We start from the raw sequence: 12,048 nt of genomic DNA on the forward strand, positions 1-12,048 counted from the left end.
AGACGGGTTTCCACATCGGCCACCGGAAGCGCCACCGACATCATGCCGCCCCGCCCCGCGAGGCTGCGCCCGATGGCCTGGCTCCGCAGCGCCACCACCCGCGCACCGTCACGCAGCGACAACGCACCGGACACCACAGCCGCGGCGATCTCGCCCTGCGAGTGACCCACCACCGCGTCCGGCTCCACACCCTGCCCCCGCCACACCGCGGCCAGAGACACCATCACCGCGAACGACGCCGGCTGGACCACGTCGACACGCTCCAGCGCCGGCGCACCCTCCGCGCCCCGCAGGACGTCGATCAGGTTCCAGTCCGTGAACTCGGCCAGCACGTCCGCGCACTCGGCGATCCGCCCGGCGAACACCGGCGACTCGTCCAGGAGTTGGGAACCCATGCCCACCCACTGCGAGCCCTGACCGGGGAACACGAAGACCGTACGACCCTCGACGTCGGCGGCGCCCTCGACGAGCCCGCTCCAGGACTGGCCCTCGGCCAGCGCGCGGCTGCCGGTGAGCAGGTCGTCGCGGCCGGCCGCGACGACGACGGCCCGGCGCTCCAGCAGGGCCCGGGAGGAGAGCAGGCTGTGGCCGACGTCCTGGGGGCGCGGCTCGGTGTCGGCGTCGAGGCGGGTGACGAGGGCGGCGGCCTGGTCGCGGAGCGCCTGCTCGGAGTGGGCGGAGAGCAGCCACGGCAGGGCGCCCGGCACGACGGCCGGCTGCTGCGGGGCGTCCTCGGCCCCGGCGTCCTCGGCGGGCACGGGGGCCTGCTCCAGGACGGCGTGGGCATTGGTGCCGCTGATGCCGAACGAGGACACGGCGGCCCGGCGCGGGCGGCCGCTCTCCGGCCAGTCGGTGGCCTCGCTCAAGAGGCGGACGTGGCCCGACTCCCAGTCGACGTGGGTGGAGGGCGACGCGGCGTGCAGGGTCCGGGGCAGCACGCCGTGACGCAGCGCCATGACCATCTTGATGACGCCCGCGACACCCGCGGCGGCCTGGGTGTGGCCGATGTTGGACTTCAAAGAGCCCAGCCACAGGGGCTGTTCGGGGCCGTGCTCCTGGCCGTAGGTGGCGAGCAGGGCCTGCGCCTCGATGGGGTCGCCCAGGCGGGTGCCGGTGCCGTGCGCCTCGACGGCGTCGACGTCGGCGCCGGTGAGGCCGCAGTTGCTCAGGGCCTGGCGGATGACCTGTTCCTGGGCGCGGCCGTTGGGGGCGGTCAGTCCGTTGGAGGCGCCATCCTGGTTGACGGCGGAGCCGCGCAGCACGGCGAGGACGGGGTGGCCGTTGCGGACGGCGTCGGAGAGCCGCTCGACGACGAGGACACCGACGCCCTCGCCCCAGCCGGTGCCGTCGGCCTCGTCGGAGAACGCCTTGCAGCGGCCGTCGGGGGCCAGGCCGCCCTGGGCGCTGAACTCCACGAAGACGGACGGCTCGGCGAGGATGGTGACGCCGCCGACGACGGCGAGCGAGGACTCCCCGCTGCGCAGCGACCGGGCCGCCATGTGCAGGGCGACGAGGGAGGAGGAGCACGCGGTGTCGACGGTGACCGCCGGGCCCTCGAGACCGTAGACGTAGGAGAGACGGCCGGACAGCACGCTGGCGGCGGTGCCGGTCAGGGCGTGGCCGTGGAGTTCGGCCGCGGTGTCCGCGGAGGGGGCGCCCCAGTGGTAGGAGCCCACGAACACGCCGGTCGCGCTGCCGCGCAGGGAGGTGGGGGCGATGCCGGCCCGCTCCAGGGCCTCCCAGGAGACTTCGAGCAGCAGGCGCTGCTGCGGGTCCATGGCGGTCGCCTCGCGCGGCGATATGCCGAAGAACCCGGCGTCGAAGTCGGTGGCCTCGTAGAGGAATCCGCCTTCGTGTGTGGAGCTGCTTCCCTCGCCGTTTCCGGTGAGCGCCTCGATGTCCCAGCCGCGGTCGGCGGGAAATCCGGAAATGGCGTCCCCGCCGGATTCCACGAGTTCCCACAGGGATTCCGGCGAGCTCACTCCGCCGGGCAGCCGGCAGCTCATTCCGACGATCGCGACGGGCTCGTTGTCGCGGGATTCCAGCTCGCCTATCCGGCGGCGGGCGCGTCGCAGATCGTTGGTGACCCGGCGAAGGTAGTCGACAACTTTTTCCTGCTGGTTCTGCTGGGGTTCCGGCATCGGGTCCGTCCTCGTCATCGGGTCGCGAACGAAAGCTGAGAATCCGCTATGTGGTTTCGAACTCTTCATCGATGATGTCGAGCAGCCTGTCGACCGACACCGAGCCGATGTCCTCGTCGGAGAAGTCCTCCTGAGGGGCGGAGTTCCGGCGGAGCGAGGCGACGAGTGCGTCCAGTCGGTCGGCGACGGCCCGGCGTTCGGGATCGTCGTCCGGCAAGGTCCGCACGATGGCCTCGAACCTGGTGAGTTCGTCGTCGCACGATCCCTGGGGCGGGGAGCCGGATGCGACGAGGAGTTCCCCGATGCGCCGGGCGGCGAGTTCGGGGGTGGGGAAGTTGAAGACGAGGGTGGCCGGCAGCCGCAGTCCGGTCAGCGCCGTGAGGCGGTCGCCGAGTTCCACGCCGGCCAGCGAGTCGAAGCCCAGTTCCTTGAAGACCGCGCGGGGTCCGACCGCGTCCGGGCCCTGGTGGCCGAGGACCGCCGCCGCCTGGGTCCGCACCAGGCCGACGAGCCGGCGGTCGCGCTCGGCCGGGGCCAGGGCGGCAATCTCGGCCGCGAAGGCGTCGGGCGCCGGGACCGCGGACGGCTCGGCGGGGGCGGCGCCGGGTGCGGCGGCGACGGGCCGGGTGCGGCGCGGCGGCGCGGTGTCCTGGATCCGGGTGCGTGTGGGCGGCCGGGGGGCGGTGCGCTCCTGCTCGGTGAGCTGCCGTACGACGACGGCGTCGGCGGTGAGCACCGGGGCGCCGGTGACGTCGGCGGCGGTCAGGGTCGGGGCGCCGACGTCGGCGGTGCCGATCCGCACCCGCAGGGCGGTGGCGCCGACGGCGTGCAGCCGGACCCCGCGCCAGGCGACGGGGAGCGTGCCGGTCGTGGTGAGGGCGGCGTGCCGGGCGGCGTCGAGGAGCGCGGGGTGCATCCCGTAGGCGCCGGGGTCGTCGGTGGTGCCGGCCGGGAGTTCGACCTCGGCGAGAACCGCCCCGTCGTGGCGCCAGGCGGCGCGCAGGCCGCGGAAGGCGGGTCCGAGGTCGAGGCCGTCGTCGACGAGCCGCTCGTAGTGGTCGTCGAGGTCGAGGGGTTCGGCGCCCGGCGGGGGCCAGGCGGTGGCGAAGGAGGTGTCGGGGGCCGCGGCGGTGCCGGGTGCGGTGCCGAGGAGGCCGCCGGCCCGCTGGGTCCAGGGCTCGGTGGGGGTGCCGCCGGGGCGGGAGTGGACGGTGACGGTGCGCCTGCCGGCCTCGTCGGCGGAGCCGACCCGGACCTGGAGGTTCAGGGTGTCGCCGTCGTACAGGACGGGCGCCTCGACCAGGGCGAGTTCGTGCAGGACGTCGCATCCCGTGTCGTCGCCCGCGCGGACGGCGAGTTCCACGAGCACCGCGGCGGGCAGCAGGACGCGTCCGGCGACGGCGTGGTCGGCGAGCCAGGGATGGGTGGCGGCGGAGAGCGTCGCCACGGACACCGTGCCGCCGTCGGCGAGTTCGACGGCCGGGCCGAGCAACGGGTGGCCGCCGCCCGCGGGGGCGGCGCTGCCGGGGCGGCCCGGGGCGGGCCAGTGCCGGGCGCGCTGGAAGGCGTACGTCGGCAGGTCGGTGCGGCGGGCTGCGGTGCCGGTGTAGAGGGCGGACCAGTCGACGGGCACGCCGAGGACGTAGAGCCGGCCGAGCGCGGCGGTGAGGGCCGCCTCCTCGTGCTGGTCCTTGCGGAGGGTGGGGACGGTGTCGACCGGGGTGTCCGGGCCGAGGACGGTGCGGGCGAGGGCGGTGAGGACGCTGCCGGGCCCCAGCTCGATCAGCAGGTCGGTGCCGTGCTCGCGCAGGGCCGTCACGCCGTCGGCGAAGCGGACGGTGCCGCGCACGTGCCGCACCCAGTACTCGGGGGTGGCGATCTCGGCACCGGCCAGTTCACCGGTGAGGTTGGACATGACCGGCAGCGCCGGCTCGTGGAAGGTGAGCTGGGCGACGACGTCCCGGAAGGCGTCGAGCATCGGCTCCATCAGCGGCGAGTGGAAGGCGTGCGAGACCGCGAGGCGGCTGGTGCGGCGGCCCTGGGCGGCGAAGTGGGCCGCGACCCGCTCCACGGCGTCCTCGACGCCGGAGACGACGACCGCGGTGGGGCCGTTGACGGCGGCGAGGGAGACGTCGCCGCCGAGCAGCGGGAGGACCTCGTCCTCGGACGCCTCGACGGCGGACATGGCGCCGCCGGCGGGCAGTGCCTGCATCAGGGTGGCGCGGGCGGCGACCAGGCGGGCGGCGTCCTGAAGGGTGAACACCCCGGCGACGTGCGCGGCGGCGATCTCGCCGACGGAGTGGCCGCCGACGGCGCCGGGGCGCAGTCCGAAGGACTCGGCGAGCCGGTAGAGGGCGACCTCGAAGGCGAACAGGGCGGGCTGGGTCCATCCGGTGCGGTCGAGTTCGGCGGGGTCCTCGCCCCACATCACGGACCGCACCGGACGCTCCAGTTCAGGGTCCAGGGCGGCCAGGACGGTCTCCAGGGCTTCGGCGAACACCGGGAAGCGGGCGGCGAGTTCACGGCCCATGCCGAGCCGCTGGGAGCCCTGCCCGGAGAAGAGGACGGCGGCGGCGCGGGGGGCGGCCTCGCCGCGGGCGCGCTCCACGGCGCCGTCGCCGGACGGCGTCAGCACGGCGCGGTGGCGCAGCGCGGCCCGGCCGGTGGCCAGGGAGTGGCCGACGTCCAGCGGGTCGAGGCCGGGGCGGGCGCGGACGAAGGAGGTGAGGCGGTCGATCTGGGCGTCGAGGGCCTGCGGGGAGGCCGCGGACACCGGCCACGCCACGGCGTCCGCCGCGGGCACGGCGATGGCGGGGGCGGGTGCGGCGGGCTCGGCGGCGGGTGCCTCCTCGACGATGACGTGCGCGTTGGTGCCGCTGATGCCGAAGGAGGACACGGCGGCCCGGCGCGGGCGGCCGGTACCGGGCCAGGGCAGGGCCTCGGTGAGGAGTTCGACGGCGCCGGCCGGCCAGTCGACGTGCCGGGTGGGCGCGGAGACGTTCAGGGTCCGCGGCATCAGGCCGTGGCGCATCGCCTGGACAGCCTTGATGAGTCCGCCGATGCCGGCGGCGGCCTGCGCGTGCCCGATGTTCGACTTCAGGGAGCCGAGGCGCAGCGGTTGTCCGCCGTCGCGGTCCTGGCCGTAGGTGGCGATCAGGGCTCTGGCCTCGACGGGGTCGCCGAGCCGGGTGCCGGTGCCGTGGGCCTCGACGAGGTCGATGTCGGCGGGACCGAGTCCGGCGTCGGCGAGGGCCTCGCGGACGACGCGTTCCTGGGCCGGTCCGCTGGGGGCGGTGAGCCCGCCGGAGGCGCCGTCCTGGTTGACGGCGGAGCCGCGCAGCACGGCGAGGACGGGGTGCCCGGCGGCGCGGGCGGTGGACAGGCGCTCCAGCACGACCATGCCGGCGCCCTCCGCCCAGGTGGTGCCGTCGGCGTCGTCGGAGAAGACCTTGCAGCGGCCGTCGGCGGCGAGACCGCCCTGCCGGGTGTAGGCGATGAACCCGACCGGCGTGGACATCACGGTGACGCCGCCGGCGAGGGCCGTGGTGCACTCCCCCGACCGCACCGAGCGCAGCGCGTAGTGGAGGGCCACCAGGGACGAGGAGGACGCCGTGTCGAGGGTGACGGCGGGTCCTTCGAGGCCGAGGAAGTAGGCGAGCCGCCCGGAGGCGATGCTCGGCGACAGGCCGGTGAGGGCGTGTCCGGTGAGGTCCTCGGAGGAGGCGTTGGTGACGGCCGCGTAGTCCTGGCCGTTGGTGCCGACGAAGACGCCGGTGCGGGCGCCCCGCAGGGTGTGCGGATCGATGCCGGCGTGTTCGAGTGCCTCCCAGGAGGTCTCCAGGACGAGCCGCTGCTGCGGGTCGGTGGAGACGGCCTCGCGGGGCGACATCCCGAAGAAGCCGGCGTCGAAGTCGGCGGCCGCGGCGAGGAATCCGCCGCGGTGGGTCACGCTGTGGTCCGGCCCGTCGCCGGTCAGGGCGGCCAGGTCCCAGCCGCGGTCGCCGGGGAACGGCCCGGTGGCGTCGCGGCCGGAGCGGACCAGTTCCCACAGGTCCTCGGGTCCTTCGACGCCTCCCGGGAAACGGCAGGCCATTCCGACGACCACCACCGGGTCCTCGTCGGCTCCGATCGTCATGCCTCGCTCACCCCTGCGGAAAAGTCGGTCCTGTGGCCACCTCTGCGTGCCGGATCGTAGGGGCGCGAAGGCTGTACTTTTCCCTAAGGAATCACGCCGTTCGGTGCCCGGCCGCGTCCGAACGGCACCAAAAACCCCCGCTCTCGGGCGAAGACTAGGGATTCCCCGGACCCTGGCGTGAGACGAAGTCAGCGGCACGCTTCTCCCGAGCGGCGCGGTGCGCCGCGCGGCGGGGTCGGCGGTGTCCTGTGACGGCGTGCGCGACAGGCGGCGGCGTCGGCGAATGCGGTCATCCGGCGACATTCGGTGGGTGGACGCGAGGCGTGCGGGCCCGCGCGGTCCGCGACTTTCCGAAGGGTGTTGTCCATGGGCGCGCACAAGCGGCCGATCCTGTTCGTCAGTTATGCCGAAAGCGGTCTTCTCAATCCGCTGCTCGTACTGGCCGAGGAATTGTCCCGGCGTGGTGTGGAGGATCTGTGGTTCGCCACGGACGAGAAGGCGCGGGACCAGATCGAGTCGTCGTCGGTGGGCAGTTCGCTGCGGTTCGCCTCGCTCGGCGACACGGTGTCGCAGATGTCGGCGGTCACCTGGGACGACGACACCTATGCCGAGGTGACGCAGCGATCCCGTTTCAAGGCGCACCGCGCGGTCATCCGGCACTCCTTCGCGCCCGAGACCCGGGTGGAGAAGTACCGGGCGCTGGAGAAGGTCGTCGAGGAGGTCCAGCCCGCCCTGATGGTGATCGAGAGCATGTGCCAGTTCGGGTACGAGCTGGCGATCACCAAGGGGATCCCGTTCGTGCTCGGGGTGCCGTTCCTGCCGAGCAACGTGCTGACCTCGCACGTGCCGTTCGCCAAGTCGTACACGCCGTCCGGTTTCCCGGTGCCGCACTCGGGCCTGCCCGGGAGGATGACGGTCGCTCAGCGCGTGGAGAACGAGCTGTTCCGGGTGCGCACGCTCGGAATGTTCATGTCGAAGGAGATGCGCGAGGTCGTCGAGGAGGACAACCGCATCCGCGGCGAGCTGGGCATCTCCCCCGAGGCGCGGCAGATGATGGCGCGCATCGACCACGCCGAGCAGGTGCTGTGCTACTCGGTGGCCGAACTGGACTACCCGTTCCCGATGCACGAGAAGGTGCGGCTGGTGGGCACGCTGGTGCCGCCGCTGCCGCAGGCGCCGGACGACGACGGTCTTTCGGACTGGCTGGCGGAGCAGAAGTCCGTGGTCTTCATGGGCTTCGGCACCATCACCCGTCTCACCCGGGAGCAGGTCGCCTCGCTGGTGGAGGTGGCCCGCCGACTGGAGGGCGAGGGCCATCAGGTGCTGTGGAAGCTGCCGCGCGAGCAGCAGCACCTGCTGCCGGCGGCCGAGGAACTGCCCGCGAACCTGCGGATCGAGAGCTGGGTGCCCTCGCAGCTGGACGTGCTGGCGCACCCGAACGTCAAGGTGTTCTTCACGCACGCCGGCGGCAACGGCTACCACGAGGGCCTGTACTTCGGAAAGCCGCTGGTGGTACGGCCGTTGTGGGTGGACTGCGACGACCAGGCCGTGCGCGGCCAGGACTTCGGCGTGAGCCTGACCGTCGACCGCCCCGAGACCGTGGACACGGACGACGTCCTCGACAAGATCACCCGCGTGCTCGACGAGCCGTCCTTCACCGAACGCGCCGAGCACTACGCCGGGTTGCTGAAGGCCGCGGGCGGTCGTACCGCCGCCGCGGACCTGCTGCTCGGCCTCCCCGTCCTGGCAAACGACTGACCGAGGAATTCGAGGAAGTCAAGGATGTCCTATACGTATCCGGTCTCCATGCCGTGGCTGAAGGGCCGCGAGCTCGAGTATGTGACGGAGGCCGTCGGCGGCGGCTGGATCTCGTCGCAGGGCCCGTACGTCCGGCGGTTCGAGGAGGCGTTCGCCGCCTACAACGACATGCCGCACGGTGTCGCCTGCTCCTCGGGCACCACCGCGCTGACGCTGGCGCTGCGGGCGCTGGGCGTCGGCCCCGGCGACGAGGTGATCGTCCCGGAGTTCACGATGATCGCGAGCGCGTGGGCGGTCACCTACACGGGGGCGACCCCGGTGTTCGTGGACTGCGGCGACGACCTGAACATCGACGTCTCCCGCATCGAGGAGAAGATCACCCCGCGCACCAAGGTGATCATGCCGGTGCACATCTACGGCCGGCAGTGCGACATGGACGCCATCATGAACCTGGCGTACGAGTACAACCTGCGGGTCGTCGAGGACTCGGCCGAGGCGCACGGGGTGCGGCCGGTGGGCGACATCGCCTGCTTCTCGCTGTTCGCCAACAAGATCATCACGGCGGGTGAGGGCGGGGTGTGCCTGACCCGGGACGCCCATCTGGCCGAGCAGATGGCGCATCTGCGGGCGATGGCGTTCACCAAGGACCACAGCTTCCTGCACAAGAAGCTGGCCTACAACTTCCGCATGACGAACATGCAGGCCGCGGTGGCGCTCGCGCAGACCGAGCAGCTGGACACCATCCTCGCGACCCGCCGCGACATCGAGAAGCGCTACGACGAGGCGCTGCGGGACGTGCCCGGCATCACGCTGATGCCGGCCCGCGACGTGCTGTGGATGTACGACCTGCGGGCCGAGCGGCGCGACGAGCTGTGCGCGTACCTGGCCGACCAGGGCATCGAGACCCGGGTGTTCTTCAAGCCGATGAGCCGCCAGCCGGGCTACTTCGACGCCGACTGGCCGTCGCTGAACGCCTCCCGGCTCAGCGAGGACGGGTTCTACCTGCCGACGCACACCGGACTGACCGCGCAGGAGCAGGAGTTCATCACCGACCGGATTCGCGACTTCTACGGAGCCAAGTGATGACCGCCGACGCCGAGACGACGACGTTCGCTCCGGGCTGCCCGGTCGCCTTCCCACTGCGGCGGCCGGGACGTCCCTTCCCGCCGCCGGAGTACGCCGACTACCGGGCGGGCGAGGGCCTGGTCCGCTCCGAACTGCCCGCCAGCGGCCCGGTGTGGCTGGTGACGCGGCACGAGGACGTGCGGGCCGTGCTGACGGACCCCCGGATCAGCGCGGACCCCTCCCGCCCGGGCTTCCCGAGGGCGCGACGCACCGGCGGCGCCCCCTCGCAGTCGGAGGTCCCGGGCTGGTTCGTGGCACTGGATCCCCCGGAGCACGACCGGTTCCGCAAGACGCTGATCCCGGAGTTCACCGTGCGCAAGGTGCGGGAGCTGCGTCCGGCGATCCAGCAGATCGTGGACGAGCGGATCGACGCGATGCTCGCCGCGGGTGACTCGGCCGACCTGATCGCGGACTTCGCGCTGTCGGTGCCGTCGCTGGTCATCTCCGACCTGCTCGGGGTGCCCAAGGCGGACCGGGACTTCTTCGAGGCGAAGACGAGGGTCCTGGTGACCCTCAGCTCCACCGACGAGGAACGCGACGCGGCCTCCAAGGCGCTGCTGCGCTATCTGAACCGGCTCATCCAGATCAAGGACCGCCGCCCCGGCGAGGACCTGATCAGCCGACTGATCCAGGCCGGCACCATGTCCCGGCAGGAGCTGTCCGGGGTGTCGATGCTCCTGCTCATCGCGGGGCACGAGACCACGGCGAACAACATCGGCCTGGGCGTCGTCCAGTTGCTGACCAACCCGAAGTGGATCGGCGACGACCGCATCGTGGAGGAGATGCTGCGCTACTACTCGGTCGCCGACCTGGTGTCCTTCCGGGTGGCGGTGGAGGACGTGGAGATCGGCGGCCAGCTGATCAAGGCCGGTGAGGGCATCGTGCCGCTGATCGCCGCGGCCAACCACGACGGTTCGGTCTTCGACAAGCCCGACGAGTTCAACCCGGAGCGTTCCGCGCGCTCGCACGTGGCGTTCGGGTACGGCGTCCACCAGTGCCTCGGGCAGAACCTGGTGCGGGTGGAGATGGAGATCGCCTACCGGACCCTGTTCGAGCGCATCCCGACCCTCGAACTGGCCGTGCCGGTCAAGGAGTTGTCCCTGAAGTACGACGGCGTGCTGTTCGGTCTGCACGAGCTGCCCGTCACCTGGAGCTGAGCGACGGGCCGGCCGCCGCGGCGGCCGGCCCGATGGAACGACCCTGGAGGAATGATGGTGCGCGTCAACGTGGACATCGATCGCTGCGTCGGTGCCGGACAGTGCGTGCTGACCGTGTCGGACGTGTTCGACCAGGACGACGACGGCCTGGTGACCGTCCTCGTACAGCCGTCGGACCCGGCCACGCTGGACGCGGTCCGGGAGGCGGCGGTGGTCTGCCCGTCGATGGCGATCACAGTCGTGGAGGACTAGGGGCTCTCGTTCGGATCACGCCGGGCTCGCGAGGTCTGGCCTGATCCGAACGAAAGACCCCAGGGCCTCTCGTCCGGCCCTGAGTACGGGAAAAGCGGCGGCCCCCACTCGTCAGGCAGCGGGGGCCGCCGCTGGTCTCGGGGCGCGCGGTGTCACCAGGTGACGGGGAGTTCGGTGAGGCCGCCGTTGAGCTGGCCGGACGTCACCTGGAGCTCCTCCACCGGGCGGGCCAGCTTCAGACCGGGCAGCCGGGTGAACAGCTGCGTGTAGGCGGTCTTCAGCATCATCCGGGCCAGCGGGGCCCCGATGCAGTGCCACATGCCGTGCCCGAACGTGAGGTGCTCGTTGGGCGCGCGGCGGATGTCGAAGACCTCCGGCTCGTCGAAGACCGCCTCGTCGAAGTTGACCAGCGTGAAGTCGAGCAGCACCAGGTCGCCGGTGCGCATGGTGACGTCGCCGATCGTGATGTCGTCGGTGGCGTAGCGCGGCAGCGCGGCACCCGAGCCGCCGGCCTTCGCGGCCCGCAGGATCTCCTCGACGCCGCTCTTCATCAGCTTCTCGTCGGCGAGTGCCTCCGCAAGCTGGTCGGGGTACTGCGTGAACAGCACGACGCCCAGGTCGACATGGGTGGCGACGCTGTCAAGGCCGGCGAAGAGCAGGCTCGCGGCGATGGGGCCGATGCGCTCGTCCTCGGGGACCGTCTGGCACAGCCGGGAGATCACGTCGTCCCCGGGCTCGGCCCGCTTGCGGCCGGCCAGTTCGACCAGCATCCCGAACAGCTCCGCCTGGCTCTTGGCGACGCTCTCCGCGTCGTTCAGCGTGGCCATCTCGCCCAGCACCGCCAGCAGCCGGCCCTGCTCCTGCATCGGGATGCCGATCAGGGCGCACAGCACGGTCAGCGAGTACGGCAGCGAGAAGTTGCCGCGCAGGTCGGCGGGGCGCTCCTGGGCGGCGAAGCCGTTCAGGATCTGCTCCGCGATCCCCTCCACCACGGGCATCATGTTGAGCACCCGGCGGGCGGAGAACTGCGGGGTGAGCAGGGTGCGCAGCTCGGCGTGCGCGGCGCGGGCCGCCTCGACGTCGCCCATGATGAGCAGGTCCATCAACGGGTTCTTGACGTAGCGGGGCGCGTTGGCCGGGTCGGCGTGCGCGCGGGCCAGACGCTCGTCGTGCAGCAACTGCTTCAGCTCGGCGTGCCGGGTCACCAGCCAGCCCTCGTCGCCGGCCGGGGTGGTGATCCTGGTGACGGGAGCGCGCATCTGGAGCTCGCGCAGCAGCGGGCTGAGGCGGAGCACCGAGGGCGCGGCGTCCTCGAGAGAGGGCGGCGGCGTGGGGTTGACCATGGGACTGCTACTCCTTGGGGCAGTGGTGATGTGCGCGGGTCCCCGGCTGGGGTCTTTCGTTTGGATCAGGCCGGATCAGGGAGCGGGGCCTGGTGCCGTGCCTCGCAAGGCGGAGGAGGGCGGCAGGGCGGAGCCCT

Annotated in this window: 6 protein-coding genes and 1 pseudogene; 4 read left to right on the plus strand and 3 right to left on the minus strand. The window is 72.4% G+C overall.

Going from position 1 to position 12,048, the window contains the following annotated elements:
* Both ACIQFZ_RS35920 and ACIQFZ_RS35925 read right to left on the minus strand, forming a co-directional pair.
* Nucleotides 1-2,141, minus strand: a 2,141-nt coding sequence (locus tag ACIQFZ_RS35920; protein ID WP_402693195.1) for a type I polyketide synthase, incomplete at its 3' end; no start/stop codon positions are given.
* Nucleotides 2,142-2,187: 46 nt separating this feature from the next.
* Nucleotides 2,188-6,267: pseudogene (locus ACIQFZ_RS35925) on the minus strand (type I polyketide synthase); the annotation flags it as partial.
* Nucleotides 6,268-6,642: 375 nt separating this feature from the next.
* Here ACIQFZ_RS35925 and ACIQFZ_RS35930 point away from each other — a divergent pair.
* The 4 genes from ACIQFZ_RS35930 to ACIQFZ_RS35945 are packed head-to-tail and all read left to right on the plus strand — an operon-like array spanning nt 6,643 to nt 10,568.
* On the plus strand, nt 6,643-8,034 hold the full coding sequence (locus ACIQFZ_RS35930) for a glycosyltransferase (RefSeq protein WP_402693196.1): 1,392 nt from the start codon (nt 6,643-6,645) through the stop codon (nt 8,032-8,034).
* Between the two features lie 24 nt (nt 8,035-8,058).
* Complete coding sequence (locus ACIQFZ_RS35935) at nt 8,059-9,117, plus strand: DegT/DnrJ/EryC1/StrS family aminotransferase (protein WP_402693197.1); 1,059 nt, start codon at nt 8,059-8,061, stop codon at nt 9,115-9,117.
* Nucleotides 9,117-10,316: a cytochrome P450 gene (locus ACIQFZ_RS35940; protein WP_402693198.1), complete on the plus strand. Its 1,200-nt coding sequence runs from the start codon at nt 9,117-9,119 to the stop codon at nt 10,314-10,316. Before ACIQFZ_RS35935 ends, ACIQFZ_RS35940 begins: the two co-directional genes overlap by 1 nt.
* 51 nt (nt 10,317-10,367) lie before the next feature.
* Nucleotides 10,368-10,568, plus strand: coding sequence for a ferredoxin (locus tag ACIQFZ_RS35945; RefSeq protein ID WP_376399344.1), 201 nt, complete (start codon nt 10,368-10,370; stop codon nt 10,566-10,568).
* Nucleotides 10,569-10,720: 152 nt separating this feature from the next.
* Here ACIQFZ_RS35945 and ACIQFZ_RS35950 read toward each other — a convergent pair whose 3' ends face one another.
* Entirely contained in the window at nt 10,721-11,911 is a 1,191-nt protein-coding gene (locus ACIQFZ_RS35950) for a cytochrome P450 (protein ID WP_365778525.1), read from the minus strand.
* Nucleotides 11,912-12,048 lie beyond the last annotated feature (137 nt).

The sequence above is a fragment of the Streptomyces sp. NPDC093064 genome, assembly GCF_044754605.1.
Classification (GTDB): domain Bacteria; phylum Actinomycetota; class Actinomycetes; order Streptomycetales; family Streptomycetaceae; genus Streptomyces.

Bases quoted from the DNA above. Each gene is read 5' to 3' on its own strand.
- ACIQFZ_RS35930 (WP_402693196.1), top strand. From the start codon at position 6,643: ATGGGCGCGCACAAGCGGCCGATCCTGTTCGTCAGTTATGCCGAAAGC.
- ACIQFZ_RS35935 (WP_402693197.1), top strand. From the start codon at position 8,059: ATGTCCTATACGTATCCGGTCTCCATGCCGTGGCTGAAGGGCCGCGAG.
- ACIQFZ_RS35940 (WP_402693198.1), top strand. From the start codon at position 9,117: ATGACCGCCGACGCCGAGACGACGACGTTCGCTCCGGGCTGCCCGGTC.
- ACIQFZ_RS35945 (WP_376399344.1), top strand. From the start codon at position 10,368: ATGATGGTGCGCGTCAACGTGGACATCGATCGCTGCGTCGGTGCCGGA.
- ACIQFZ_RS35950 (WP_365778525.1), bottom strand. From the start codon at position 11,911: ATGGTCAACCCCACGCCGCCGCCCTCTCTCGAGGACGCCGCGCCCTCG.